Raw genomic sequence first — 26,725 nt, forward strand, 5'->3', positions numbered from 1 at the left:
GGGATCAGCCGGGCAGGTAGCGCCGATCCCATCCCGCCGCACCACGCGTGTACTCCACCCGGCGACTCGCCGTTCGCGGGTTCGAGACCCAGAACAGGAGTCGGTGCGGGGTCACGGCGTATCCGACCCAGCCCTCCGGCTGCGCGGGCGCCGGATGGCGGACGGCGAACTCCGCCCAGCGCTCTTCACGCACGGATCTCGGATGCTGCGCGAACGCGTCGGTGTTCAGCCACGCGAGCTGCTGCAGATAGGCGGAGCGGGTGGCGTAGGCGTCGGCGACCTCGCCGTCGGGCGCGACCTCGGCCGTTCCCTGCACGACGATCTGCCGGGTGAATCCCGGCCAGAGCAGCGTCAGGGCGACCTTCGGATCCGCCGCCAGATCGGCGACCTTCCGACTCGCCGCATCCGTGTGGAAGAAGAAACGCTCACCGTCGAACTCGCTGAGCATCACCGTCCGCGCACGCGGAAAACCGTCGGAGTCGACGGTCGAGAGCGTCATCAGCATCCGGTCGGCGCCCGCGGCGGGCAGCCAGGAGGCGGCCAACGCCAACGGGTCGTCGACCGGATCGTCGGACTGCACGGGATCCGTCTGGTGATCGATGATCGGCACGTCGATGACGAGCCGGCCGGGAGGGGTGTCCATGGTGCGTCCTATCCGAACTCGAAGCCGTCGATCTCGACGAGCGCTTCGCTGACGAAGTCCACGCCGCGGTCGAAGAGGTCACGACCGGCCGCGGCGTTCGCGCCCGTCGCGTCGCCGATGACACCCGTCGGGCCGAAATCGTCGCTCGTCCACCCGAACATCACCGGCTTCCGATTGAACCCGATGTGCGTCATCGCCGCGATGCGTTCCGGCACGTTGCGCGGCGGCATCTCGGGGGCGACCAGGTGCGGGGCGAGATGCATGACGATGGACGTTTCACCGAAGCCGGCGTGGATCCCCTGACCGAGCTCGTCGGGGCGCCCGTCCGCCCCGTCGCCGGCGCCGCCGACACCCGCCGGCATCGAGAACGATCGCAGCCCGAACCGGCGTCGCAGCTCGCGGTTGACCCAGCCGAGCAGCATCACGTTGCCGCCGTGCCCGTTGACGAACGCCACGGTTCGGACCGGGGTCATCGCGATGGAACGACCGATCTCGATCAGCTCGTCGAGGAGGGTCGTGCCCTCGATCCACAGCGTTCCGGGCGCCCAGTGGTGCTCGTCGGACTTCGCGTACGCGATCGTCGGGAGCAGCCACGCATCGACGCCCTGCGCGGCCACCCGCTCGACGGCCGCCGAGGCGACCGCCTCGGCGATCAGCGCGTCCGTCCGCAGCGGCAGATGCGGCCCGTGATGCTCGATGGCACCGATCGGCACGACCGCGATCGACCGGTCCGATGTCGCAGCCACCAGCGAGGGTCCCGACAGGTCGTCCCAGCGGCGCCCGGGCGGGGTGAACGGTGCGGTCATCGGATGGCTCCCTTGGTCGGGCCGGCGTAGTCGGGGTTGAGCTTGCCCGGATTGAGCAATCCGCGAGGGTCGGTCTCTCGAGCGAGCTCGACGGTCTGCGCGAGTTTGAAGTCCACGTTCCACTGGTGCGGGTTGTGCACCCCGACCCCCAGAGCGTTCAGCGCGGCGATTCCCGCGTACACGGCTTCGGGACTCTCGTACACGCCCGCCAGCATCCCGATCGGCACGGTGTGAGCGGCCTCGATGTGCAGAAGTCCTCCGGGGTATACGGCGTGCACCTCGTCGATGCGGTCGACGAGCGCGTCGCCCGACACCTCGACGTGGAAGTAGACCCCCGGCTCGGACTTCTGCAGCCATTCGATCGGATGGTTGTAGCTGAGCACCGAGATCGCGGCCGACACGGTGGGACCCTCGCGCACGTCCTCGACGCGTCCCCCCGCGGACTCGATCAGCGCGGTCGCCTCGGCCACCGTGCGGGCGTCGGCGATCATCCGCAGCGAACTGCGCCCGGGCGGGAACGCGTCGTCGGGCGGGAGCTGGGCGGAGATGTGCGGGGTATCCGCGGAGACCAGGCGCGGCGCCGGATGCAGTCGGCCGAGCGCGCGCAGGACCGAGAGCGCTCCGGAGAAGTCGTCGAAGGATGCGTACAGCCCCCGCCAGTCCTGCAGGTCCTCCACGCGCACGGTCGCCCGCGCGATGATCCCGGCCGTGCCGTAGTTGTGCACGTACCGCTGGGCCTCGTCGCCCTCGACGTGCACGAGCGCGCCGTCCGACACGGGGGTGACGACGTCGAGGGCGACGACGAAGCCCATGTCGTTACTGCCGTGCGCGATCGTGCCGGTGCCCCCCGATCCGCCGGCGAGAAAGCCGCCGATCGTGGTGTGCACGGTCGACGGGTACATCCAGAGCTGCTTGCCCGCGGCGCGCGCCGCCTGCTCGAGTGCGGTCATCGGCGCCCCCGCGTCGGCCGTGATGGTGTCGCCGTCCACGCCGTGCACTGTGCGCGCGCGCGACGTGTCGATCACGAGCCCGCCCGTCATCGGGATCGCCTGACCGTAGTTGCCCGTCCCCTTGCCCCGCGGCGTGATGGGCGCACCGAATCGCGCGGCAATCGCGACCGCCGCCGCGATCTCCTCCGCGGTCGTGGGGAACGCCACGAGATCGGCCACGCCGAGCGGCAGCAGCTCGGCGATGATCGGCGACATCCGGGCCCCGTCGACGGATGCCCGCTCGCGCTGGCGCAGGTCGCTGCTCACGCCGCGTGGGCCGAGCAGGTCGGCCAGCGCCGCTTCGAGTGCGGTGTAGTCGATAGCTGTCACGTTCGTCCTCCTGAATAGCATCTCCCGCGTGTGGTGCACAGCGAGCCGGGTGATGGATCACTCGCTGCACGGGGCGCGCGCGCCCCGGGTCTGGTCGCGCCGCGACGTTCGGCACCGGACGAACGGTCCGAGTGCCCGAGCGACGGTAATCTGCACCCATGACGGACACGGATGAGGCATCGTCGGTGCGGGCGGATCGGTCCGCCGAGCTGGACGCCGCGGCACGTGCCCTGGGCGCCCGCATCCGCGAACTCCGCAAGCGCCGCGGGCTCACCCTGACGCAAGCGGCGGCGGAGGCGGGGCTGTCGCATTCCTTCCTCAGCCAGGTCGAGCGAGGGTTGGAACGGCTCAGTATGGCGTCGCTGTTCCGCGTCGCCCGCACGCTCGGCACCACCCAGCAGGACCTGCTGACCGACGAGACACCCGACCGACCCGAGGGCAACTATCACGTGTACCGGCAGTCGTCCGGGTCGCCGGTCGACGCCGGCACCGGGCCGGTGGCTGTGCTCGCGCAGCATCGCGCGCGTTTTCTGCCCATGGTGTTCTCGGGCAGCTTCGACGATGACGGCATCTGGTGGGAACACGATGAGGAAGAGTTCGTCTACGTGCTCGAGGGCGCGATCATCGTCGTGCTGGAGGACTCCGAGGTGCTGCTGCACGCGGGCGACGCGACCTATTACGAGAGCGGCATCCGCCACAAATGGCGCACTCCGCCCGGTACCGTATGCCGCGTGCTCGTCGTGAAGGAGCAGCAGCACAACCGCTGATCCGCTCACGGCCGCCCTCCCCCGAGCTCGGCGGCCACGACCGCGAGTGCTCGCGCATAGGCGGCCTCGTCACCGTGCCGGGCGCCGCCCGCAACGACGAGTCCCCCGACACCGAGCACCTCGATCAACGACCGACCGTACTCGATGGCCAGCCGGATGCCCTCGCGGCGCACGTCCTCGGCGGCGAACAGCCGGTCCAGGTACCCCGTCGGCAGCGTCGCCGCGTGGAAAGAGGCGAGCATCTCCGCGCCCTCGCGGTCGACCACGAGCGGCACGCCCGGATAGACCGGGACGGCGGCGCCCGCATCCGCGCACCGGTCCACGAATGCCGCGACATCGGCGGCGTCACCGCAGTACTGCGTGAAGCAGAACTGCCCGCCGGCGCGCTGCTTCTCGCGCACCCGGCCGCCCCGCACGGCGACCGGGGGCGCATCGGGAGACTCGGCGAACGAGACGAGCAGACCGAGCCGGCGCGCCCGCGGGATGAGCGACGTCGATTCGAGGTCGAAGACGGGCCGTGCGTCGGGACGGTCGCCGGTGCGGGTGTGGTCGCCAGTCACGCAGTGCACCCCGGCGACGCCGATCTCGCGCATCGAGGCGAGTTCGCGGTCGAGGGCGTCCCGGGTGCGGTCGCGGGTGTTGGTGCCCATCCACACCCGCATCCCCGCCTGGCTCATGAGCAGCGCCCGGTACGACGGCGGGAACTGGGTGCGGGACCGACCCGCATCGCCCGAGAGTACGGCGTCGACACTGCCGCGCAGCAGATCGGCGGCGCGGAGGACGTCGTCGGCGACCATCGCCCGCACCGGGAAACCGGTGAGGATAACGGGGCGCCGCATCCGGATGGCTTCGAACTCGCGCGCCGCCACTGACAGCGGCGGGGTTCTGGGCGCCTCCGCCCGCGCGGTCCAGGGCACGGGCAGCCGATCGGTGAGAAAGACGCAGGGCGTCGGGGCGACCTCGCAGGTGCCGTCGCGGTTCACTCCGCCGCACGGGCCGTACGTCATGGTCTTCGGGCACCCCGCGTGCCGGGCCGTCTCGAGAGTCGCGGTCATGCCTGCGCCTCCCGGACAGCTCCCGCGATGCGCGCGATCGTCGCGGAGACGGCCGCATCCGTTCGTCCGCCGCGGCGCCCCTCGAGGAGCACCCCGACCACGCCCGGCCGGCGAGTCGCGGCGCGGCTCGCTGCGACGACCGCTCGGATCGCGGCCGGGCCGTGCGCCGCATCGGCGAGGTCGACGGGCAGGACGGCGAGCATCGGCGGGGCCGGATGCGGCCTCGCGGCGGGCGGCCGCGGCTCGCCGGCTCCGAGCACCCGGAGATCCGGTTCGGGCGCGAGATCCTCGGTCGCGGAGAACGGCTCCGGCACGGCGACCGTGTGACCCGCGCGCCGGGCGAGCGCGGCGAGCTGCGCCGCGCTCAGGTCGCACACTCCGCCGGACGGATCGCCCGCCGCCGCATCGCCCGCCGGCCCGTGCCCAGCCGCGATGAGTACGGCGGCGACGTCGATCTCGGCGAGCGCGGCGAGTTCGCCCTCCAGCGCCACCCGGTTCCGATCGCGGCGACCGAGCACCACGATGACCTCGGCGCCCTCGGCGCGCAGCACGGCCGCCCGGTGGGTGAGGGCGAGGCCGGCGCCACCCGCGGGCTCATCGAGCAGCACAGCGTCGACCACCGGTCCGAGCAGGCGCGCGGCCGTGCGCAGGGCGGCGACCGTCGCGACCTCGGCCGGCAGGGTCACGCACACGAGGCCCGGCCGACGGGTGCGCTCGGCGAACCGTTCGGCGGCGGCGGTGCGCCCGAGGGTTCCGCGTCGGTCGGCGAGCCGGTCGGGTCCGTCGAGCGAGAAGAATTCCGGGTGCGGAGTTGCGATGGCGCTCATCCGGTCGCCGCCCGTCGCCGTCCTAGACTTCCGACGTGACGCACCCCGGAGACGATGCTTCGACGAGCCCCCTGGCGCCCTGGCTGGAACGACTCGCGGCCCCCGAACCGGCGCCCGGCGGAGGTGCGGCCGCGGCGGTCACGCTCGCGATCGGCGCCGCCGTGCTCGGCATGACCGCCGGCTACGCGCCCGCAGGGGCGGATCGCACGCGCGCGCTCGACCTCGCGGCGGAAACGAGGCAGCGCGCGCTGGTTCTCGCCGACCGCGACGCGGCCGCATCCGCCGCGCTCGTGGCGGCGTTCCGGCTCCCGGATGGCGCCGCCGCGACCGCCGCGCGTGCGGAGGCGCTCCGGGAGGCCACGGTCACGAGTCTCGACGTCGCCGGGCTGGGCGTGCCCCTGCCGGGGCCGCTCGCCTGGCTCGCCGAGCACGGGGAGCCGATGCTGGCTCCGGATGTGGTCGTCGCCGGCCACACGCTCGCCGCGGGGGTGCGCTCCGCCGCGGTTACCGCGCGCAGCAACCTGACGGCGGCCACGACGGTCGCAGTCGCCGAGGGAAGCCCGGACGAGACGCTCGCCCCGCTCCGCGCGCGGGTCGCCGAGGCGATCCTCGCGGCCGACGCGTTGGACGCGATCGCCCGGGGCGTCGCGTCGGCGCTCTGACTCTTCCCGGCCTCGTTCCGTCGGCATCCGCGCCACGTACCACCACGCGGATGCCGACGAAATCGAGGTCATGAGAAGCTCCGCTCAGCCCATCGAGATCGACGTGTCGAGGAAGTCGTTCGTGTAGAGCGAATCGACGTCGATCGCGTCCGCATCCGACGACGAGATGCTTCCGGATTCGACCAGGAACGGCACGAAGTCATCGAGGATCGACTGCATGCGGTCGGGGTCGAAGGCACCGAAGACACCGGTCGCCGGGTCGTCCTCGACGATGCCGAGCTCGAGCTGCTGCGCGACCGAGTACTCCGCGACGCCCTCCGAGTAGGTCCACCCGGTGTCGTACTGGTCGACGAGGTCCAGGATCAGCGCGATCGCGGCGCTCGGGTCCTCGAGGAAGTCGAGCTGCGACTGCTGCATGATCGGCACGAGCTTGGCGAGGCAGTCGCCGTACTCCTCGACCGCATCCGCGCGCACGGCGAGCGGTTCGGGGTAGATCGAGTAGCCGATCTCGGACAGCAGCTGGTAGTCGATCGGACGACCCCACTCGGGGATCTCGTTCTCGTAGATGTACGGTTCGGCCGTCGCGAAGCCCTGCTGCAGGATCGTCGGGTCGGAGACGAACCGCTGCGGCGTGCCCTCGTAGCTGGTGTCCACCTGGGAGGAATCGATCATGCCCTGCGATTGGAGGAGCGCCGGGATCACGTCGCCGGAGGTCACGACCACCGCGCCGTCCGCCGTCGCGTCCTCGATCGTCTCCGCGCCGGGGTGGCTCTCCGGGTCCCACATCAGGATCTGCGGGCTCCAGGTGAGCTGCGAGGCGACCGCGACCGTCGGCTGGTCGGCCGCCGCGACGATGGCCGCATCCGTGTTCACCGCACCGATCAGGATGTCGGTGTCGAGATACATCAGGGCGGGTACGGGCTGGAAGTTGACGTTCGGTCCGCCGGGGCGCACCTCGATGTCGACGCCCGTGTCGACGCCCTGGGCGACGAGCGAACCGGTCACCGTCTTCGCGTCGGTGTCGATCGTGTAGTCATCGCCGACGAGCGCGTACATCGCACCGTGCTCGGCTTCGGGCTGCCAGTCCTGCTGCATCACGACCGTGGCCGGGCACACGTCGGACAGGTCGAGCGCGCTGCCGGCGTCGGCGGCCGGTGCCGAACTGCCGGTGCTGGCCGCATCGGGTTCGGCATCGGAGTCAGCCGAGCAGGCGGCCAGACTCACGGCGAGGGAGAGGACGACGCCGGCGGCGAGAGCACGCCGCAGGCGGGGGGAAACAGAAACGGTCGACACGGGTTCCTCCAGAGGATGGGGGTCGGGTGGAGCGCGGGCGGAGCAGGTCGAGGGGGGCGATCAGCGGTTCTTCCAGCCGAACAGGCGGCCGACGATCGCCCGGTCCAGGGCGGCGAAGACGGAGAACACGACCACGCCGAAGATGGCGGTGAAGATGATCGCGAGGAACAGGGACTCCATGTTGAGTCGCAGCGTGTAGGTGCGCAGCAGCCCACCGATGCCCTGCGATCCCTGTTGGAAGAAGAAGTCGCCGACGATCGCGCCGATCACCGACAGACCCGCGGCGTTTCGGAGCCCTGTGAAGATCGCGGGCAGGGCGGCCGGCAGCTGCAGTTTCGTGAGCCGCTGCCACCGCGTGGCCTTGTTGAGGGTGAAGAGGTCGTGCGCCGAGGGCTCCGCCGACTGCAGACCGAACAGGGTGTTCGAGATCATCGGGAAGATCGCGATGATCACGCACACGACGATCCGGGCGGGGATGCCGTACCCCATCCAGATCCCGATGAGGGGCGTGAGCGCGAGGATCGGGATGGTCTGCAGGATGACCGCGTACGGGTACAGCACCCGCTCGGCGATCCGCCACTGCGACATGAGGATCGCCCAGCCCATCCCCAGCACGACCGCGATCGCGAGTCCGATCAGCGCGACGCTGGTCGTCTGGCCGAGGGCCGTGAGCATCGGCATGATGACCTGGGGGTTGCCGAGGGTCTCGGTGAACACCTGGTGCGGGGGCGGCAGCAGGAAGCGGCGGCTCTCCGACAGCACGAGGTATGACACCGCGTACCAGACGATCAGGATGCCGAGGATCGCCAGCACGATCGGCAGCACGCGCGAACCCGTCGCACTCGCCGCCCGCGAGAACGATCCGCCGGTGCGCGGCGAACCGAGCGGCGGCGGCGCGGTCGGTGCGGCGGCGGTCAGCGTCTTCTCGCTCACGAGTGCTCCTCCAGCAGGGCTGAGATGTGTCCGGCGATCCGGCCGAACTCGGGCTCGTAACGCAGTTCGGGCGGTCGCGGGTACGACCAGGGCAGTTCGATGTCGTCGACGATGCGGCCCGGCCGACCGCTCATCACGAGCACCCGGCTGGAGAGGTAGACGGCCTCCGAGATCGAGTGCGTGATGAACATCGCGGCGAACTGCTTGAGCTGGAAGATGCGCTGCAGCTCGGTCTGCATCTTCAGCCGGGTGATCTCGTCGAGGGCGCCGAAGGGTTCGTCGAAGAGCGCGAGCTGCGGCTCGGCGACGAGTGCCCGGGCGATGGACACCCGCATCCGCATTCCGCCGGAGAGCTGACGCGGATGCTGCTTCTCGAACCCGCCGAGTCCGACCAGGTCGAGCGCCTCGCGGGCACGGCGGGTGCGCTCGGCGGCGCCGGTGCCGGCGAGTTCGCCGACGAGTTCGACGTTCTTCTGCGCGCTCCGCCACTCCAGCAGGGTCGGGTCCTGGAAGACGAAGCTCGTCACGGCCGCGTCGACGTCGAGCGTCCCGTGCGTGATCGTCTCCAGACCCGATGCCAGGCGCAGGAGGGTCGACTTTCCGCATCCGGAGGGACCGACGACCGAGACGAACTCGCCCCGGGAGACCGTCAGCGAGACCCCGGTCAGCGCGCGCGTGCCGGTGGTGAAGTCCTTCGTGACGTCGTCCAGACGCAACGTGGGCGAGGCGAGCGTCGCGCTCATGCCTGCACCGCCTTTCTCTGTCGCTCGGGGGTCCCGGGCCTCTCGGGGGGCGCGGCGTGCGCCGGGACGGGCACGGTCGTCGTGTGCGTGCGGCGCGTCGCCACGACGCGGCCGGCGCGGACGACGACCCGATCGGGCGCGCGCTCCGCGAGCGCCGCCGCGACCGATGCGGAGCGCACCAGCACGAAATCGGCCGGGTCGCCGACGGCTCCCGTCGCGCGCGGCAGGCCCGCGAGGGAACGCCCCGCCGTCACGACGTCCCACGCGGTCCGCGGGGTGAGGTGACCGGCGATCACGAGGGATGCGGCGACGTCGACCATGTCTCCGTTGCCGAGCGGATTGAAGGGATCCTGCACGTTGTCGCCGCCGGCGGCGAGCGCCACGCCCGCGTCGAGGATCGCCCGCAGCGGAGGAATCGCCCGCGGCGTCGAGACCGGATGCTGCCACCCCTGCAGGTAGAGGTTGGTGAGCGGGTTGACGATGACGCTGACCCCGGCCTCCGCGGCCGCGTCGAGGGCCGCCGCGAGCCGGCCCGGCGGCTGGACCGCGAGGCTCACGCAGTGGCCCGCCGACCGGGTCATCGCCCGCGGCCAGTGCCGCGTGCGCTCGGCGAGATCGATGAGGTCGAGCGAGTCGGGGTTCAGGGTCTCGTCGGTGTGCAGATCGATGCCGATCCCGGCAGCTTCGGCGAAGGCGGCCGCCCGGTCGATCTCTCCGCGCGGGTCGTCGCTGAGGTGAGGTGCGGCGCCCACGAGATCGACCCCGAGGGCGAGGGCGTCGCGGACGAGACCGTCGTCGTGGATCTGCCCGTGCATCGCGACCACCTGCACGTCGACCAGCCCGCGGTAGTCCTCGCGCGCGGCGAGCACCGCCCGGATGCCTCGCAGCGGGTCGGCCCCCTCGTGGTAGTTCACGTGGGTGCGGATCGTGGTGACGCCGGCCCGGAGGGCGGCATCCAGCTGCCGCCGCGCGTGCGCGGCGATCTGCTCCTCCGAGAGCGTCGCCCCGAATTCGCGCCAGCACGCGACGGCATCCTCGAGCGATCCTTCGGGTTCGCCCGCGAGGCTCCACGTGTACGCCTTGTCGATGTGCGCGTGCAGGTCGGCGGCGGGCGGCAGCAGCAGCCACCCGGTGCCGTCCGCATCCGTCCCCGCGCTGACGCGCCCGGTCGGAGCGCCATGCGGGCGCCCGTCGGTCAGGGCGCCGTCGGTGATGTGCACCGTCGCGGTCGTGCCGTCGGGCAGGGTCACGCCGTCCAGGCGCGCCACCTGCTGACCGGCTTCGAGATCCTCGGGGTGGATGCTCACGACCCTCGCCTTCCTGTCACGCTGTCATTGAATCCTGTTGGCGTGACCAACAATTGATGTGGCAGCATTCAACGCGCAGCGTGTTTCGATGTGCGACGGCTCGTGTTGCCGGGCTGTTAAACGATCCCGCGCAGCGCGCGTCGGACGGATGCCGCGGATAGCGTGAATGGCCGAACGGCGAGGAGAGATGTGAGTTACTTCAGCGACGTCGAGCGCGATCTGATCGTGACCGGACGCACCGACCTGGCCGGCGGCGTCGTCGCCTTCGACCTCGCCTCCCCGAACGGCCGCGACCTGCCGGCCTGGACGGCCGGATCCCATGTCGACGTGATCCTCCCCGCCCCGAACGGCGCCGGGGGCGACCCGGTCGAACGGCAGTACTCGCTCTGCAGCGACCCCGCAGACCGCGGGACGTGGCGGATCGCCGTGCTCCGCGAGCGGGCGGGCCGGGGCGGATCGACGCGCATCCACGACGAGGTGAGCGTCGGTCAGCGCGTGCGCGTCCGGGGCCCGCGCAACCACTTCGCCTTCGAACCGGTGGCAGGAACGCGGTACCGCTTCGTTGCGGGCGGGATCGGCATCACCGCGATCCGCAGCATGGTGACGGCGGCCGAGGCCGCGGGCGTCGACTGGCACCTCGACTACGCGGGCCGGTCACGTCGCACCATGGCGTTCGTGGACGAACTCGTCACCGCATTCCCCGATCGGATGCGGGTGCACGCCGCCGACGAGGGCGCGCGCCTCTCCCCCGCCGCGCTCGCCGCCGAGGTCGGGCCGGACGGCGTCGTCTACGCCTGCGGACCGGCGCGTCTTCTCGAAGCGCTCGAGGAGGTCTTCGCCGAACGCGCCGACGAGGCACTGCACGTCGAACGGTTCGAGGCGAAGGTGTTCGGCGCTCCGGTGTGGACCGCGCCGTTCGAGGTGGAACTCGCCGCGAGCGGCGACATCGTGACCGTGGCGCCGGACCAGTCGATCCTCGACGCCATCCGGCAGCAGTCCCCCGAGACGATCGTGCTGTCCAGCTGCCGCCGCGGCACGTGCGGCACCTGCGAGGTACCGGTCCTCGAGGGCGAGGTCGAGCACCGGGACTCGGTGCTCACCCCCCTCGAGCAGGAGCACGGCGACGTCATGATGATCTGCGTCTCCCGGGCGGCGTGCCCGCTCATCGTGCTCGACCTCTGATCCGCGCGGACCGGAGGTGCCGCGGCGGGTTCGCCCGCGTCAGCCGCGGCTGGCGTTCGTGTGAGCCCGAGGTCGTGGCGGCTGGCGTTCGCGTCAGCTCTGCAGGCGCGCGCGGAGCGCCGCAACGATGGCGTGTTCGTCGTGGCCGACGAGGCGATAGTCCCGGACGACCACGCGGCCGCCCACCACCACGTGCCGGGGACGACGGCCGGGCGAGGCCCAGAGAAGCCCCGCGACCGGGTCGGCGACGCCCGCATCCGCGACCCCGGAGACATCCCAGACGCAGATGTCGGCGCGGGCCCCGACCCGGAGGTGCCCGAGGTCGGCGCGACCGAGCCCGACGGCGCCGTCCTCCGTCGCCATCCCGAGCACCGCGCGGGCGGGGAGCTGCGGGCCGACGAGGCCCGAGATCTGCATCGCGAGACGCGCGTCCGCCAGCAGGTGTCCGGCGTCGTTCGAGCCGCCGCCCGATGTGCCCAACCCGACGCGGAGGCCCGCCTCGCGCAGCCGGGCCACCGGAGCGATGCCCCATCCCATCGGCACGTCGCATCCGGGGGCGTGCGTCGCGCTCACCCCCGCCGCGGCGAGTCGGTCGATCTCGTCCGGGGTGACGTCGCAGAGGTGCGCGATCGTGACGTCGGGCGCGAGCCACCCCCATTCCTCGAGCAGGTCGAGCGGTCGCCGGCCGTACCGCGCCAGAGCGATCTCGGTGTCCACCTGCTCGTTGGCCTGGGTGCGTCGGCGCACACCGTGACGGGCGGCCACCTCGCCGAGCGCTCGGAAGGTCGCCTCGCCGTCCGAGTGCACGCCCGCGGGCCCGACGGCGATCTGCCGCATCCCGTCGTCCGTGACGCCGCCGACATGGCCGCGGGGCAGCAGGTCGTCGATGATCGCGTCCGCGCTGGCCGCGGCGAGCGCGGGGTCATCGCGCGCCGACCCGCGGACGAAGACCAGCCGTGCCCCCAGCGACGCGGCCGCCGCGGAGATCGCCCGCGCGATCTCGACCGTCTCCGCCACAGGGTCTGCAGATTCGCCCGGTGCGGGCCAGTTCAGCTGGTGGTCGGCCACCGTCGTGACGCCGGAGAGCAGCGACTCCGCGACCCCCACGGCGGCCGTCGCACGGGTCAGCGATGCGTCGATGCCGGCTGCGGCATATGCGCCTGCCATCGCCGGCAACCAGTCGCGCATCGCGGCGCCCCGCGTGCCTGGAAGGGTTCGGAACCCGCTCTGCAGCAGGTGATGGTGCGCGTTGACGAGCCCCGCGGTGACGACGCAGCCGCTCACGTCGAGGGGGACCGCATCCGGGTCCGCGGACGGTTCGGCGGCGATGCGCCCGTCGGGCCCGACCGACAGCGTGCCGCCCCGTTCCGTCTGCGGATCGATCAGGATGCGGTCGGCGCCGGTGAGGGTCAGCATCCTCCGTTGATACCACGTCCGGCCGCACGCCCGTCGCGCCGCGGGCTCCGCACGCGGCGCGGGTTCACGATCCGCGCGGGCTCAGGATGCGGCGCGCTCCGCGGCCTCGACGACGTTCAGCATGAGCAGGGCCACGGTCATCGGTCCGACGCCGCCGGGGTTGGGCGAGAGCCACCCGGCAACCTCGGCCACATCCGGATCGACGTCGCCGTACACCTTCTGCGTTCCCGACTCGGGGTCGTCCTCGCGCGTGACGCCGACGTCCAGCACCGCGGCGCCCGGCTTCACGTCCTGGGCCCGCACGAGGTGCTTCACGCCCGCCGCCGCGACGATGACGTCGGCCTGCCGGAGGTACTGCGACATGTCCTCGGTGCCGGTATGCGTGAGCGTCACGGTGGCGTTCACGTCGCGACGCGTGAGCAGCAGCCCGATCGACCGGCCGATCGTGACGCCGCGACCGACGACCACGACGTGCTTTCCGCCGAGGTCGTAGCCGTTGCGGCGCAACAGTTCGATGACGCCGCGGGGCGTGCACGGCAGCGGCGAGGTGATCGGCGCGTTTACATTCAGCACGAGCCGGCCGAGGTTCGTCGGGTGCAGGCCGTCCGCATCCTTCGCCGGGTCGATCCGCTCGAGGATCGCGTCGGTGTCGAGATGCTTCGGGAGCGGGAGCTGCACGATGTAGCCGTGGCAGGTCGGATCGGCGTTCAGCTCGTCGATGAGCGCTTCGACCTGCTCCTGCGTCGCGTCGGCGGGCAGCTCGCGCTGGATCGAGTTCATCCCGATCGCCTCGGACTGGCGGTGCTTCATGCCAACGTAGAGCTGGGAGGCCGGATCGGCGCCCACGAGCACGGTCGCGATTCCGGGCGTGACGCCCTTCTCGGCGAGCGCTGCCACGCGGACGCGGAGCTCCTCCTTGATCGCCGCGGCGGTCGCTTTTCCGTCGAGCTTCTGAGCGGTCATGTGTCTGTGTTCCTCACGTCGTCGTGGCGGCGATCCCGCACCCCCCGGACCGCGAGACGGGTTCTTCGCGCCGAGACGGAGGGGTTACCCCACGGTCTCGGCGCGAACATCCCGTCTCGCGGCAGGGGCGTTCGAATCACTATGCCGGGAGGGATGCTGCGCGGCAACCCGCAACCGAGAGTCGGGATGCGGGGGGCACGCAGCCGGGGTTACTGCTGCAGGCCGGGGTACAGCGGGAACGCGGCGGTGAGGGCGGCGACGCGCACGCGCAGTGCCTCGACGTCCGCATCCGGAAGCAGCGCCTGCGCGATCACGTCGGCGACCTCGGTGAATTCCGCGTCACCGAAACCGCGCGTCGCGAGCGCGGGCGTGCCGATCCGGAGCCCCGAGGTCACCATCGGCGGGCGGGGGTCGTTCGGTACCGAGTTGCGGTTCACCGTGATGCGGATCTCGTGCAGCAGGTCTTCGGCCTGCTTGCCGTCGATCGCGGCGTCGCGGAGGTCCACGAGCACGAGGTGCACGTCGGTTCCGCCGGAGCGGAGCGTGATTCCCGCCGCCGCCACGTCGGGCTGCGTGAGCCGCTCGGCGAGGATCTGCGCGCCGCGGATGGTGCGCTCCTGGCGCTCGCGGAACTCGGGGGTGCCGGCGAGCTTGAAGGCCGTGGCCTTCGCCGCGATGACGTGCATGAGCGGGCCGCCCTGCTGCCCGGGGAAGACGGCCGAGTTGATCTTCTTCGCGATGTCGGCGTCGTTGCTCAGGATGAAGCCCGAGCGCGGTCCGCCGATCGTCTTGTGCACGGTCGACGAGACGACGTGCGCGTGCGGCACCGGGTTCGGGTGCACGCCCGCGGCGACGAGGCCCGCGAAGTGCGCCATGTCGACCCACAGGTACGCGCCGACCTCGTCGGCGATCTCACGGAAGCGCGCGAAGTCGAGCTGACGCGGGTAGGCCGACCAGCCGGCGATGATGACCTTCGGCTTGTGCTCCACGGCGAGGCGGTGCACCTCGTCCATGTCGATGAGGGAGGTCTCGGCGTCGACGCCGTAGGCGACGATGTCGTAGAGCCGCCCGGAGAAGTTCAGCTTCATCCCGTGGGTCAGGTGCCCGCCGTGATCCAGCGAAAGGCCGAGGAGGGTGTCTCCGGGGCGGGCGATCGCGTGCAGCACGGCCGCGTTGGCCGAGGCACCGGAGTGCGGCTGGACGTTCGCGAACCCGGCACCGAACAGCGTCTTGGCGCGCTCGATCGCGAGTTCTTCGGCGACGTCGACCTCTTCGCAGCCGCCGTAGTACCGGCGACCCGGGTATCCCTCCGCGTACTTGTTCGTCAGCACCGACCCCTGCGACTGCAGGACGGCGACGGGCACGAAGTTCTCGGACGCGATCATCTCGAGGTAGCCGCGCTGGCGGTCGAGTTCGCGCTCGAGCACCTGGGCGATCTCGGGGTCGACCTCGGCGAGCGGGGCGGTGAAGAGCGGGTCGGTCATGACACTCCTTGACAGCGGTATCGGATGAGAGAGGTTCCGCATCGGCCCAGGCGTACGGCCGAATACCGTGTCGTTCGCTCCCCGGTGGTGGCCCACCTCAACGCCAGTCGCGACAGGAACGAGCATAGCGGATGCGGCGTCCGGGACTATTTTGTTAGGGTTCCTTACATGGTGCTCGGCGTGGTCCCCTTCCCGCGGTCGCTGAGCACGCGCGCGGGCGTGTTCACCCTGTCGCCCGAGGTCGTTCTCACCGGCGATGCGGAGGTCGCATCCGTCATCGCGGATCTCGTCCTCGCCCGCACCGGCGTACGCCTGCGCGTCGCCGTCGCCGTCGCCGTCGCCGCCGCGTCCGGACGCACGATCGCTGTGCGCCGCACCGGCACCGGGGCGCCGGAGGGTTATCGGCTCCGGGTCGATCCCGGTGGTGTCGCGCTCGAGTCCCCGGATGCGGCCGGCCTCTTCTACGGCGCCCAGACGCTCGTGCAGCTGCTCTCTCACAACGATGCGGGCGGATGGGATCTGCCCGCGGCCGACATCAGCGACGCTCCGCGGTTCGCGCACCGCGGGATGATGCTGGACGTCGCCCGCCATTTCTTCCCCGTCCCCGTCGTCGAACGCCTGATCGATCGCATCGCGGCGCTGAAGCTCAACGTGCTGCACCTGCATCTGAGCGACGATCAGGGATGGCGCCTCGCGCTGCAGTCCCGGCCCGCGCTCGCTCATCGCGGGTCGCAGACGTCGGCGCTCGGCGATCCGGGCGGGCACTTCACCGGCGCCGACTACGCGCACCTCGTCGCCTACGCGGCGGCGCGGCACGTGCGCGTGGTTCCCGAGGTCGACCTTCCGGGGCACACGCACGCGGTCGGCCTCGCCTACCCCGAGCTGGTCGAGCCACCGGTGATCTCGGCCTCCGTCGCCGAGACGGCCGCGACGTTCGGCGGCGGCATCCCGACGCCGGGCGAGCCGTACACGGGCTTCGCGGTCGGGTTCTCGTCGCTCCGCATCCGCGATGAGGCGACCTACAAGTTCCTCGCGGATGTGCTGGGCGAGATCGCCGCGCTCACCCCCGGCCCCCTCCTGCACATCGGCGGAGACGAGGCCCTCGGCACGTCCGCCGAGGACTACGCATACTTCCTCACTCGGGCGACCGAGATCGTGGCGGGGCTCGGAAAGACCCCGGTCGCCTGGCACGAGGCGGGTCGCGTCGCGGGGATCGCGCCCGGAACGATCGGGCAGTACTGGGGCTTCGTCACGCCGATCGACGGCGCGGACGAGGATGCCCGCGGGTTCATCGCCGGCGACGGCCGCCTCATCCTCTCCCCCGCCGATGCGATCTACCTCGACATGAAACCCGACGCGCAGTCCGCCCTCGGGCTCGAGTGGGCGAACGGTCCGACGAGCCTCGAAGCGGCGTATTCGTGGGAGCCGACGCGTGTCATCGCCCGGGCATCGGACCGCGACATCCTCGGCGTGGAAGCGGCGCTGTGGACCGAGACCCTCGCGACCGAGGCCGACATCGAAGCCATGGTCTTCCCGCGGATCGCCGCGGCGGCCGAGATCGCATGGTCGGCGGCCGACGGCCCCGAGCGCACCTGGCCCGCGTTCCGGGAACGGGTGGCCGTACTCGCTGAGCTGTGGGCGGATGCGGGCATCCGCGCCGGCCGCATCGCGTCACCGCCGCCCGTCGCAGGAGCCGAGGCCGACTCCGATCCCGCCGGATCCGCGTCCCCCGCCGAATCCGCAGCGGGGTCCGCGCCGTGACCCTCATCGTCCATTCGGCGCGCGTCGTCGACGACGGCGTCGTGACCGAGAACGGCTGGGTGCGCGTCGCCGAGGGGCGGGTGGCCGCATCCGGAACCGGGGATTCGTGGCGAGCATCCGTGTCGCCCGAAACGACGGTCGTGGACGCCGCGGCGCGGGCCGGCGCGGGCGCCGCGCTGACGGCCGGATTCATCGACCTGCACGGCCACGGCGGCGGGGGCCGCGCCTACGAAGACGGCGTGGACGCCATCCGCACCGCGCGTGCCCTACACCGCGCGCACGGCACGACGCGCGCAGTGATCTCGCTCGTGACGGCGCCGCTTCACGACCTCGCCGCACGCGTCCGCCTGGTCGCGGACCTCACTCGCACCGACGCGGATGTGCTCGGCTCGCATCTCGAGGGCCCGTTCCTCGACCCGGGCCACCGCGGTGCGCACGACGGCGACCTGCTGCGCGCGCCCGCCCCCGATGCGCTCGATCGTCTGCTGGATGCGGGGGCCGGCACGATCCGCCAGGTGACGCTCGCGCCCGAGCTCGCCGGCGGGCTCGACGCGGTGCGCCGGGTGGTCGAGCACGGGGCGGCCGCGGCCATCGGTCATACGGCGGCCGCGGCCGCCACCGCCGCGGCCGCGTTCGATGCCGGGGCGACGATCCTCACGCACGCTTTCAACGCGATGCCGGGGCTTCATCACCGCAGCCCCGGGCCGGTGGGCGCCGCCCTCGCCGACGACCGGATCACGCTCGAGGTCATCGCCGACGGCGTGCACCTGCATCCGATCATCGTGCGGATGCTGTGCGCCACGGCCCCCGGCCGCATCGCGCTCGTGACCGACGCCATGGCGGCGGCGGGCGCGCCCGAGGGCGACTATCTGCTCGGCGGCCTCGACGTCACGGTCCGCGGCGGCGAGGTGCGGATCGCGGGCACCGACACCATCGCGGGCTCGACCCTGACCCAGGACGCCGCGCTCCGGGTCGCGGTGGGAGCGGGTGTTCCGCTGGCCGTCGCGGTGCAGGCCCTGACGACGACCCCGGCGCAGGCGATCGGTCGCGCGGACCTCGGGCGGCTCGTCCCTGGCGCCCTCGGCGATCTCGTGCTGTTGTCGGACGACCTGCGCGTGCACGGGGTCTGGACCGCCGGCGTCCCGGATCGGGGAGCCGCGTCGCGCTCGTAGAATGGAATTCGTGACCGATCCGCGCCCCGCCCCCTCCTCCGCCCCGCTCTCGACCGGCGGCGACGGGTCGGCGGCGAACGAATTGCCCGCGGGCACGCGCCGACCGCTCAGCGCGGTCGAGGTGCTCGCGTTCGTCTGCGAGATCGTCGCGTTCCTCGTGCTCGCGGTGTGGGGCTTCGTCTTCTGGGTGTTCCCGTGGAACGTCGTCGCCGGCATCGGGACGCCCGTCGCCGCGATCCTGCTGTGGGCGCTCTTCGTGTCGCCGCGGGCCGTCTTCTCCGTGCACCCGTTCGTGCGGGCGATCGTCGAGCTGCTCGTGTACGCCGGGGCGACCGCGGCGTTCTGGGCGATGGGCCTCACCTGGGTCGGCGTCGTCTACGCCGTCATCGCGATCACGGTCGGCGCCATCGCCGGCCGACGCCGCTTCGCCTGAGCCGCTTCGCTCGGCCCGGCGCCGCTTCACCAACCCTCCACCGCGCCCGAGTCGCCTCCGGCGCCCCGGCGTCGACCGGAGCCCCGGGACTCAGAGCCCCTGCCAGTCCGGCTTGTCGCGCCACGCCGCACGGTAGTAGTCCGCGAGGCGCAGCCGCGACGCCGCCGCGGCGTCGACGATGACCGTCGCGTGCGGATGCAGCTGAATCGCCGACCCGGGCAGCATCGCCGTGAGGGGCCCCTCGACCGCGCCGGCGACCGCATCCGCTTTCCCCTGCCCGAACGCGAGCAGCACGAGGTGTCCGGCGCGCAGGATCGTGCCGAGCCCCTGCGTGACGCAGTGGCGGGGCACGTCGTCCGGGTGGGCGAAGAAGCGCGCGTTGTCGGCGCGGGTCTGCGCCGTCAGGGTCTTCACCCGCGTGAGCGACGCGAACGACGAGCCGGGCTCGTTGAAGCCGATGTGGCCGTCGGTGCCGATCCCGAGGATCTGCAGGTCCACCCCTCCCGCGGCCCGAATCGCCCGTTCGTACTCGTCGCCCGCCGTCTCGATCCCGGCGAGCCGCCCATCGGGCACCTGCACCCGATCCGCGTCGAGGCCGAGCGGGACCACGACCTCCCGGTGGATGACGGACCGGTAGCTCTCCGGATGCTGCGGGTCGAGGCCGACGTACTCGTCGAGCGCGAAGCCGCGCACCTGCGAAACATTGACACCCGCCAGACGGGAGGTCAGCGCCTCGTACACGGGGAGCGGGGTGGACCCGGTCGCCAGTCCGAGCACGGCGTCGGGCCGCGCGGAGACCCGGCGGGCGATCTCGTCGGCGACGAGCGCCCCCGCCTCCGCCTCGGACTCCACGATGACGACCTCAGCCATGCACGACCACCTCTTCCGTGTCTCGAGTTCCGCCCACGATCGCCGCCCCCAGCGCCGCCGCGGGAGACCCCGGCGGCAGAACCTCGACCCGATCCGCGAGGGCGAGGGAGCGGAGGAACGGCGAGCCGGCCGCCCCGCGCGACAGCGCCGCGCGCACCTCGGGCAGCATCCGGTCGGCGAGCGCGGTGAGCCCGCCGCCGAGCACGACGGCGTCGACGTCGGCGGTGAGAACCAGGATGCGGACCGCCGCCGCCACCGCGGAAGCCAGGCCCGCGCGCAGCTCGATCGCGAGGGCGTCACCGCCGTCGGCCGCGTCGAACACGTCGCGTACCGGGTACTCCCCCGGCCGCTCCCATCGTGCGGCGATCGATGCGCCGCCCGCGAGCGACTCGATGCATCCGCGCCCCCCGCACCGGCATTCGGGGCCGTGCGGGTCGATCGAGATGTGCCCGACCTCGCCCGCGGCGCCGCGGCGTCCGCGCCAGACCCGGCCGCCGACGACGATGCCCGCGGCGACGCCGGTGCCGAGGTTCAGGTACGCGATGCTGTCGCGCCCCTGCAGCACGGCCGCGCCCACCGCGGCGGCCTTGACGTCGTTCTCCACGCGCACCGGGAGTCCGAGCAGCGGCGCGAGGGTCTCGCGCACGTCCATCCGATCGATGCCGAGATTCAGGGCGTGCGAGACGCGCATGGTGCCCGGACGCACCTGCCCCGGCATCCCGATACCCACGGAGGCGAACGATCCCGGGTCGACACCCGCACGTGCGCCGAGCGCGGCGACCGCATCGACGACCGTGCGGGCGACGCCGTCCGGCCCCCAGAGCGTGGGCAGCCGGACGCTGCCGATCACCGCATCGTGCGCGTCGACGACGACCGCATCCGTTTTGGTGCCGCCGACGTCGAGTCCGACGCGCATCACCCCTTCACCGCGCCCGACATGAGCCCGCTGGCCATGCGGTGCTGCACGAGCAGGAAGAAGATGATGACGGGGATCGCCATCAGGCTCGACGCGGCCATCACGACCGACCAGTCGGTGGCCTTCGTCACCTGCACGAAGCTCCGGAGCCAGATCGGCAGGGTCTGCGATTCGGGGCGGGTCATGATCACGAGCGCGAAGACGAACTCGTTCCACGCCTGGATGAACGCGAACACTCCGGTGGAGACGAGACCGGGAGCCAGGAGCGGGAACGTGACCCGCCAGAACGCGCCGGTGCGGCTGCATCCGTCGATCATCGCGGCCTCTTCGAGCTCGGCCGGCACGCCGTTCACGAATCCGCGGAGGGTCCAGATCGTGAAGGGCAGCACGAGCGCCACGTAGACGAACGTGAGGCCGATGATCGTGTTGACGAGCGCCCAGCTGTCGAGCACGCGGAACGTGGAGATGATGAGCGCCTCGGCCGGGATCATCTGCACCACGAGGATCGCGACGATGAACGTCTTCCGACTGCGGAACCGGAAGCGCGATACCGCCACCGCCGCGAGGAACGCGAAGACGAGGCTGACGACGAGCGCGAGGAGGGTGACGGAGACCGACACACCGAGCGCGGCGACGAAACCGCCGTCCGCGAACGCGGTCGCGTAGTTGCGCAGCGTGAACTGGTCGGGCCACAGGTGCGGCGTCGCGGTCTTGGTCGCCGACGAGGGCAGGAGCGACGTGTTCACCATCCAGTACACGGGGAACACCGCACAGACGATGACGACGAGGGCGGCCAGGTTCAGGAGCACGCGCCCCGGACGGATGCGGCGAGCGCCCACGCTGGAGGGACGGATGCGGACGGCGGGCGCGGTCATGCGTTGTCCTCACGCAGCATCGAACGGATGTAGGCGGCCGAGATGAGCAGCATGACGACGACGAGGATGACGGAGATCGCGCCCCCGGAGCCGAGGTCGCCGGACGCCATCGAGACGCTGTAGATGTAGACGCCGATCGTGTTGGTGTCGGCGCGGACGCCGCCGATCGTCTGCAGGGCGTAGATCTGCGCGAACACCCGCAGATCCCAGATGACCTGCAGGATCAGCAGAACGAAGAGGATCGACCGCAGATACGGCAGCAGGATGAAGCGGAAGCGTGCGACGGCGCCGGCACCGTCGAGGGATGCGGCCTCCGTCACCTCGGTCGGGATCTGACTGAGTCCCGCGTACACCGAGAAGGCGACGAACGGGATCGCCCCCCACGTGATGATGATCGCGGCCACCGTGAAAAAGCTGAGCGGTTCGATAAGCCAGCTATGCCCGGTCCAGTCGGTGCCGGTGAGCTGGGTCAGCGCATAGTTCACGAGACCGTACTGGGTGTCGAAGATCCAGCCCCACACGATCGTCGCGGTGAGCGCGGGCATCGCCCACGCCAGCAGCAGCGCGAGAGAGACCGCGAGCCGCATGACCCGGCCGAGTTTGGCCATCAGCAGCGCGACGAGCACGCCGAGGGTCATCGTGAGCGCGACGCAGACGACGCAGAGGGCGATGCTGCGGGCGAGGACGAGCCAGAACTGCGGGTCGCCGAGCACCGCGACGTAGTTCGCCAGGCCGACGAACGGCGCCGGGGCGCCGAAGATCTGCGGGCGCCCGAACTCCTGGAACGACATGACGATCATCTGCACGAGGGGCCAGCCGATGAACACGACGAGCATGATGAGCGCCGGCGCGATCAGCAGGAGCGGCGCTTTCTGCGCGCGGCGCCGGCGCGGCGGGGCGGGCGCGTCGTGCACGCTCTCCGGTCCCCGCGTCGGCGGGGCAGGCGGGGCCTGGACGGACATGGAACTCCTCGGACGATCGGACGTGTACTCGGATGCGGCGCCCCGCGCCCGGCGGATGACGCCGGGCGCGGGGTCGCGATCAGCCGTTCAGGATGGATTCGATCTGCTCGTCGGCCGCTGCGGCGAGCGACGCCACGTCGCCGCCGTTCGCGATGTTGACGAACAGGTCCTGCATGACGCCCTGCGCTTCCACATCCGCCCACTTCGGCGACGCCGGAGTCAGCTTGGCGTTGGCCGCGGCCTCGGCGATGACGGTCGCGAGCTCGGGCGTCGCCGCAGCGACCTTGTCACCGAGCGACGTCTTCGCCGGCACCAGGCCGCCTTCGGCGAGGATCGACTGGTACTCGTCGCTCAGCATGATCTCGAGCGCCGACTTCGCGAGGTCCGGATGCGCGGACTTCGCGGCGATCCCGATGTTGGAGCCACCGGCGAACACCGGTGCGGCATCCCCGTCCGCGCCCGGCAGGGCGAAGTACCCCGTCGTGTCGGTGAGGGGCGTGGGCTGCTTGTCCTCGTCGGCGACGATCGACCAGTACGCCCAGCTCGGCGCAGAGTAGGTCGCGGCCTCGCCCGTGCGGAACGGCACCCAGCCCTCGGTCTCGTCGCCGTCCTTCGGGGCGAGCGACGCCTTCTCCTGCAGCTCCTGCACCTGCGTGAGGCCGGCGATCGACTCGTCGCTGGAGAGCTGTGCGTCCCAGCTGCCGTCGTCCGCCTGCATGGCGACCTCGCCGCCGTTCGCCCAGACGAAGGGGAGCGCGTTGTACCAGTCCTTGCCGGGGAAGTAGACCCCGGACACACCGGGCAGCGCACCCGCGAGGGTGACGGCGTTCGACACGTACTCGTCGAGCGTCGTCGGCACCGCGACGCCCGCCTGGGCGTACTGGGCCGTGTTGTAGAACACCACGCGTGCGCCGGAGTAGTAGGGCACCGCGTACAGCGTGCCGTCCCACGTACCGGCCTCGACGAAGCCGGGCAGCAGGTCGTCTCCGCCGAGATCGGCGGCGATGTCGTCGAGGCTGAGGAGCGCGCCGCTGGAGGTGAAGGCGGGCGCCTGGGTGTTGCCCATCTCGACGACGTCGGGGCTGTCGTTCGAGGACAGGCTGGTGGTCAGCTTGTCGACCAGACCCGTCCACTGCTGCTCTTCGATGACCAGAGTGGAGCCCGGATTCTCGTCTTCGAACGTCTGGGTCAAGTAGTCGCGCGCGTCCTGCGAGGTATCGGTGCCGGCGAGCCAGACACGGATCTCTGCGGATGACGACTCGGTCGAGCCGCCGCCGCTTCCGGCGCAACCGGCGAGCGTAAGCGCCGACGCACCCAACAGGGCGACGGCTCCGAGGGACTTCTTCATGCGTTGTCCTTCTGTTCTCTCTCAGGTGTGGTGGTGGGACGCGCCGACGGCTCGCCCCGCGTGGTCCGCTACGAGACGCCGAGTCTCGCGGTCAAGACCATGACGGCTGCTCCGCGCAGGACGATGTCCTGGCCTTGCGCCGTCATCCGTACCTGGACGCCCTCGTGGAATGGAGCGAGCGTTCGGGTGCGGAGGGCCTCGACGGTGGCCTGCGCAAGCACACCGTCGAGGAGTTCAGGGGGGCCGGAGAGCACGATCTCCGACAGGTCGAGGGCGCCGACGACGGGGGCGAGGGCGATGCCCAGGCGCTCCCCCGCGTCGCGCAGCACGAGCGATCGGGCCTCCGGGTCGGACTCCTGCGCGAGCCGCGCGCTGAGCGAGGGCACCGACAGCCACGCTTCGAGGCATCCGACTTTGCCGCACGCGCACTGCGGGCCGCCGTCGGTGCCGACAGTGACGTGCCCGATCTCGCCTGCGGCGAAGCGGCTGCCGCGCATCGGCTGTCCGCCCGCGAGCAGGCCCGAGCCGACACCGCTGCCGACCTTCACGAGCAGCACGTCCTCGTTCGCGCCGCCGAACGTGTATTCCGCGAGCACCGCCGCGTTCGCGTCGTTCGCGACCAGCACCGGAAGACCGAGCGCCTCGACGAGGACTCCCTCGAGATCGAAGCCGACCCAGCCGAGGTTCGGCGCCGTGAGCACGACTCCCCGGTCATCGATAACGCCCGGCGTTCCGATGCCGATTCCGAGCACGGGCTCGTGGGCGTCCGCCACGAGGGCGCGGGCGAGATCGATCACGGTGTCGAGCACGTTGGCCGCGTCGGACGGATGCGGCACCTCGCGCCGCGCGACGATGTCGCCGTCGAGGGTGAGGATGGCGCCGATGAAGACGTCGTTGCCCGACAGGTCGATGCCGACGATGCGGTGGCCGGTGCGGTCCACGTCCACGAGGATCGCGGGTTTGCCGGGGCGGGCGGACTCCCGCGGCCCCTTCTCGGTGATGAAGCCGTCGGTGATGAGCTCGGCGACGAGGTCCGAGATGGTGACGCGGGTGAGGCCGGTCTCCCGAGAGAGATCGGCCCGGCTCATGGCTCCGGCGTGGAACAGCGTCTGCAGCACGAGCGAGCGGTTGTGGCCGCGGGCGTGCTCCGGCAGCACCTTCGCGGCACCCCGTCGGGCACGGCCGGTGGCCGGGAGGGAGGCGAGGTCGGTGCGAGGGTGCGCGGAACCCGAGGAGGAAGAGCCGCGCTGCACTTCCGATGCAGTCATGTTTGTTAGTAGACCTTACAAACAAATCGAACGCAACCACCGGCACCCGGTTTTACATGACCGTTACCTTCGGACGCACGATCGAGATGCGCCGCAGTCGAGACCGGATCGTTGCCGACACGCCCGAGCGGTCGCGTACCATGAGAAGACACATGACTCGCAGGGGGTGAGCGCGTGACCGATCTCGTGACCGGCCCGACGCCGCAGACCGACACGTCCGTTTCGCCCCAGGGTGGCGACTCGGGCGATATCGATGCGCCCACCTATGCCTGGGCACCGGAAGAGCCGGCCGCGAAGAAGCGGCACCTCGGACTCTGGCTCGGCATCCCCGGCGGCGTCGTCGCGGCTGCGGCCGCCGTGCTCTCCCTCATCCTCATCGCCCCCGGAACGGCGGTCGCCGGAGTCCCGGTCGGCGGCCTCACGGTGGGCGCCGCTGCCGACGCCCTCCAGGCGCGCCTGGCCGGAACGACCGTCGAGCTCGAGACCGCCGACGGAGTCGCCACCGTCACGGGAGCCGACCTCGGCGCGACGGTCGACGCTCGGGCCCTCGCCGAAGCCGCGTTCGCCGCGCACCCGATGTGGAACGTGACCCAGTGGAACTCGGCGCCGATCGACGCCGACGTGGCCATCGACGCGACGCAGGCGGAAGAGTCGTTGCGCTCTGCCGCGGGCGCGGCCTACGTCGACCCGGTCGACGCGACGGTCGCTTTCGACGCTGCATCCGCCTCCTACGTCACGACGCCGGCCGCCGAGGGCGCGGGGCTCGACCTCGCGACCGTCCGTGCGGCTCTGGAAGACGCCTTCACGAGCGGAGCGGGCACCGCGCGCATCGACGCGACGGTCGTCCCGGTCGAAGCCGCGGTCACGACGCCCGAGGCCGATGCCGCCGTCGGGCGCTTGAACGGCCTGCTCGACACGGTCGGCTTCTACGTCGGCGACGAGCGCACCGTGCCGGTCGACCGCGCGGTCGCCGCATCCTGGCTCACCGTGTCGGACGTCGACGGCGACATCGCCCTCGCGGCGGATGCCGGCGCGATCCAGGCGACCGTCGACACGCTCCCGGGCCTCGTCGACCGCGCGCCGGTCAACGCCACGGTGGTCACCAACTCCGCGGGCGAAACCCTCAAGGAACTCACCGCGGGCCTGGCCGGACGCAGCCTCGGCGACACCTCGAGCATCGCGAGCGCGTTCGCCGCGCAGCTCGCCGGCGGCGACGCCGCCTACCGCCTCACCGTCGCAGAAACACCGTTCCAGACGACGGCGCTGTACCGGCACATCGATGTGAACCTCTCCACGCAGCGCGCGGTTCTCTACGAGAACGACCAGGTCGTGCAGAGCTGGGCGGTCTCGTCGGGTCTTCCGGGCACCGCGACGCCCACCGGCAACTTCGAGGTCTTCGCCCACGTGTCCATGCAAGACATGGGGTGCGGCCCGACCTCGGCCTACTGCACGAAGGACGTCCCCTGGGTGACCTACTTCGCGCCGGACGTGGGCTTCCACGGCGCCTACTGGCACAACAACTTCGGCAACCCGATGAGCCACGGCTGCGTCAACATGCCGGTGTCGCAGGCGAAGTTCGTGTTCGACTGGGCACCCAACGGCACCGAGGTCTCCGTTCACCACTGAGCGAGACCGAACGACGGGGGGGGGGGGGGGGGGGGCCCCCCCCCCCCCCCGGGGGGGGGGGGGGGGCCCCCCCCCCCCAGAGCACACGACGAAC

The 26,725-nt window shown here is 71.7% G+C and carries 25 protein-coding genes and 1 riboswitch; of the genes, 7 read left to right on the forward strand and 18 right to left on the reverse strand.

Annotated elements, in window-relative coordinates; translation table 11 throughout:
• Positions 1-4 precede the first annotated feature (4 nt).
• Genes LMI96_RS06340 through LMI96_RS06350 form a run of 3 tightly spaced genes read right to left on the reverse strand, consistent with a single transcriptional unit; the run spans position 5 to position 2,768 of the window.
• Positions 5-643, reverse strand: a complete 639-nt coding sequence (locus LMI96_RS06340; RefSeq protein ID WP_228360868.1) for a pyridoxal 5'-phosphate synthase — start codon at positions 641-643, stop codon at positions 5-7.
• A gap of 8 nt (positions 644-651) precedes the next feature.
• Positions 652-1,449 (reverse strand): creatininase family protein, encoded by a 798-nt coding sequence (locus LMI96_RS06345; protein ID WP_223721838.1) that lies wholly within the window; start codon positions 1,447-1,449, stop codon positions 652-654.
• Positions 1,446-2,768, reverse strand: a complete 1,323-nt coding sequence (locus LMI96_RS06350) for an FAD-binding oxidoreductase (RefSeq protein ID WP_228360869.1) — start codon at positions 2,766-2,768, stop codon at positions 1,446-1,448. Before LMI96_RS06350 ends, LMI96_RS06345 begins: the two co-directional genes overlap by 4 nt.
• A 158-nt stretch (positions 2,769-2,926) precedes the next feature.
• Here LMI96_RS06350 and LMI96_RS06355 point away from each other — a divergent pair, with 158 nt between their 5' ends.
• Positions 2,927-3,535 carry a helix-turn-helix domain-containing protein gene (locus tag LMI96_RS06355; RefSeq protein ID WP_228360870.1) on the forward strand — a complete coding sequence of 203 codons (609 nt, stop codon included), beginning with the start codon at positions 2,927-2,929 and terminating at the stop codon, positions 3,533-3,535.
• 5 nt (positions 3,536-3,540) lie between these two features.
• On the opposite strand, the gene LMI96_RS06360 is transcribed toward LMI96_RS06355, so the two are convergent.
• Together LMI96_RS06360 and LMI96_RS06365 are read right to left on the reverse strand one after the other, a co-directional pair.
• Complete coding sequence (locus tag LMI96_RS06360) at positions 3,541-4,590, reverse strand: methylenetetrahydrofolate reductase C-terminal domain-containing protein (RefSeq protein WP_228360871.1); 1,050 nt, start codon at positions 4,588-4,590, stop codon at positions 3,541-3,543.
• Positions 4,587-5,417, reverse strand: coding sequence for a hypothetical protein (locus tag LMI96_RS06365; protein WP_228360872.1), 831 nt, complete (start codon positions 5,415-5,417; stop codon positions 4,587-4,589). Before LMI96_RS06365 ends, LMI96_RS06360 begins: the two co-directional genes overlap by 4 nt.
• Before the next feature lie 35 nt (positions 5,418-5,452).
• Between LMI96_RS06365 and LMI96_RS06370 the strand changes: the two genes are divergently transcribed.
• On the forward strand, positions 5,453-6,079 hold the full coding sequence (locus LMI96_RS06370; protein WP_228360873.1) for a cyclodeaminase/cyclohydrolase family protein: 627 nt from the start codon (positions 5,453-5,455) through the stop codon (positions 6,077-6,079).
• 84 nt (positions 6,080-6,163) lie between these two features.
• On the opposite strand, the gene LMI96_RS06375 is transcribed toward LMI96_RS06370, so the two are convergent.
• The 4 genes from LMI96_RS06375 to LMI96_RS06390 are packed head-to-tail and all read right to left on the reverse strand — an operon-like array spanning position 6,164 to position 10,355.
• Positions 6,164-7,372: a hypothetical protein gene (locus LMI96_RS06375; protein WP_228360874.1), complete on the reverse strand. Its 1,209-nt coding sequence runs from the start codon at positions 7,370-7,372 to the stop codon at positions 6,164-6,166.
• Positions 7,373-7,432: 60 nt separating this feature from the next.
• On the reverse strand, positions 7,433-8,305 hold the full coding sequence (locus LMI96_RS06380) for an ABC transporter permease (protein WP_223721831.1): 873 nt from the start codon (positions 8,303-8,305) through the stop codon (positions 7,433-7,435).
• Positions 8,302-9,048: an ABC transporter ATP-binding protein gene (locus LMI96_RS06385; RefSeq protein WP_228360875.1), complete on the reverse strand. Its 747-nt coding sequence runs from the start codon at positions 9,046-9,048 to the stop codon at positions 8,302-8,304. The genes LMI96_RS06380 and LMI96_RS06385 overlap by 4 nt, the downstream gene beginning before the upstream one ends.
• The gene (locus LMI96_RS06390; RefSeq protein WP_228360876.1) at positions 9,045-10,355 is read right to left on the reverse strand and encodes an amidohydrolase family protein; all 1,311 of its coding nucleotides are present in this window, start codon (positions 10,353-10,355) and stop codon (positions 9,045-9,047) included. Before LMI96_RS06390 ends, LMI96_RS06385 begins: the two co-directional genes overlap by 4 nt.
• A gap of 189 nt (positions 10,356-10,544) precedes the next feature.
• Here LMI96_RS06390 and LMI96_RS06395 point away from each other — a divergent pair, with 189 nt between their 5' ends.
• A complete protein-coding gene (locus LMI96_RS06395; protein WP_228360877.1) occupies positions 10,545-11,537 on the forward strand; it encodes a PDR/VanB family oxidoreductase in 993 nt (330 codons plus the stop codon).
• Positions 11,538-11,630: 93 nt separating this feature from the next.
• Here the strand turns inward: LMI96_RS06395 and LMI96_RS06400 are convergent, their stop codons facing one another.
• The 3 genes from LMI96_RS06400 to glyA form a co-directional block, all read right to left on the reverse strand.
• A complete protein-coding gene (locus LMI96_RS06400) occupies positions 11,631-12,953 on the reverse strand; it encodes an amidohydrolase family protein (RefSeq protein ID WP_228360878.1) in 1,323 nt (440 codons plus the stop codon).
• Between the two features lie 81 nt (positions 12,954-13,034).
• Positions 13,035-13,916 (reverse strand): bifunctional methylenetetrahydrofolate dehydrogenase/methenyltetrahydrofolate cyclohydrolase, encoded by an 882-nt coding sequence (locus LMI96_RS06405; protein ID WP_223721826.1) that lies wholly within the window; start codon positions 13,914-13,916, stop codon positions 13,035-13,037.
• A gap of 209 nt (positions 13,917-14,125) precedes the next feature.
• Entirely contained in the window at positions 14,126-15,400 is a 1,275-nt protein-coding gene (gene glyA / locus LMI96_RS06410; protein WP_228360879.1) for a serine hydroxymethyltransferase, read from the reverse strand.
• A 37-nt stretch (positions 15,401-15,437) separates the two neighbouring features.
• Positions 15,438-15,521: riboswitch (ZMP/ZTP riboswitch) on the reverse strand.
• A gap of 47 nt (positions 15,522-15,568) precedes the next feature.
• Between glyA and LMI96_RS06415 the strand changes: the two genes are divergently transcribed.
• Genes LMI96_RS06415 through LMI96_RS06425 form a run of 3 tightly spaced genes read left to right on the forward strand, consistent with a single transcriptional unit; the run spans position 15,569 to position 18,766 of the window.
• Complete coding sequence (locus LMI96_RS06415) at positions 15,569-17,161, forward strand: beta-N-acetylhexosaminidase (RefSeq protein ID WP_228360880.1); 1,593 nt, start codon at positions 15,569-15,571, stop codon at positions 17,159-17,161.
• Positions 17,158-18,333: an N-acetylglucosamine-6-phosphate deacetylase gene (gene nagA / locus LMI96_RS06420; protein ID WP_228360881.1), complete on the forward strand. Its 1,176-nt coding sequence runs from the start codon at positions 17,158-17,160 to the stop codon at positions 18,331-18,333. Before LMI96_RS06415 ends, nagA begins: the two co-directional genes overlap by 4 nt.
• 10 nt (positions 18,334-18,343) lie before the next feature.
• Entirely contained in the window at positions 18,344-18,766 is a 423-nt protein-coding gene (locus tag LMI96_RS06425) for a YrdB family protein (protein ID WP_228360882.1), read from the forward strand.
• 90 nt (positions 18,767-18,856) lie between these two features.
• Here LMI96_RS06425 and LMI96_RS06430 read toward each other — a convergent pair whose 3' ends face one another.
• From LMI96_RS06430 to LMI96_RS06455, 6 genes are all read right to left on the reverse strand, one after another.
• Positions 18,857-19,636 carry a glucosamine-6-phosphate deaminase gene (locus tag LMI96_RS06430; RefSeq protein ID WP_228360883.1) on the reverse strand — a complete coding sequence of 260 codons (780 nt, stop codon included), beginning with the start codon at positions 19,634-19,636 and terminating at the stop codon, positions 18,857-18,859.
• Positions 19,629-20,552 (reverse strand): ROK family protein, encoded by a 924-nt coding sequence (locus LMI96_RS06435; RefSeq protein ID WP_228360884.1) that lies wholly within the window; start codon positions 20,550-20,552, stop codon positions 19,629-19,631. The genes LMI96_RS06430 and LMI96_RS06435 overlap by 8 nt, the downstream gene beginning before the upstream one ends.
• Positions 20,552-21,427: a carbohydrate ABC transporter permease gene (locus tag LMI96_RS06440; RefSeq protein WP_228360885.1), complete on the reverse strand. Its 876-nt coding sequence runs from the start codon at positions 21,425-21,427 to the stop codon at positions 20,552-20,554. Before LMI96_RS06440 ends, LMI96_RS06435 begins: the two co-directional genes overlap by 1 nt.
• Positions 21,424-22,389 (reverse strand): carbohydrate ABC transporter permease, encoded by a 966-nt coding sequence (locus LMI96_RS06445; RefSeq protein WP_228360886.1) that lies wholly within the window; start codon positions 22,387-22,389, stop codon positions 21,424-21,426. Before LMI96_RS06445 ends, LMI96_RS06440 begins: the two co-directional genes overlap by 4 nt.
• Before the next feature lie 79 nt (positions 22,390-22,468).
• The gene (locus tag LMI96_RS06450) at positions 22,469-23,737 is read right to left on the reverse strand and encodes an extracellular solute-binding protein (RefSeq protein WP_228360887.1); all 1,269 of its coding nucleotides are present in this window, start codon (positions 23,735-23,737) and stop codon (positions 22,469-22,471) included.
• A gap of 68 nt (positions 23,738-23,805) precedes the next feature.
• Positions 23,806-25,005 (reverse strand): ROK family transcriptional regulator, encoded by a 1,200-nt coding sequence (locus LMI96_RS06455; RefSeq protein ID WP_228360888.1) that lies wholly within the window; start codon positions 25,003-25,005, stop codon positions 23,806-23,808.
• A gap of 174 nt (positions 25,006-25,179) precedes the next feature.
• Between LMI96_RS06455 and LMI96_RS06460 the strand changes: the two genes are divergently transcribed.
• Positions 25,180-26,631 (forward strand): L,D-transpeptidase, encoded by a 1,452-nt coding sequence (locus tag LMI96_RS06460; RefSeq protein WP_228360889.1) that lies wholly within the window; start codon positions 25,180-25,182, stop codon positions 26,629-26,631.
• The last annotated feature ends 94 nt before the right edge of the window (positions 26,632-26,725 follow it).

The organism is Microbacterium sp. cx-59 (assembly GCF_020805625.1).
Classification (GTDB): domain Bacteria; phylum Actinomycetota; class Actinomycetes; order Actinomycetales; family Microbacteriaceae; genus Microbacterium.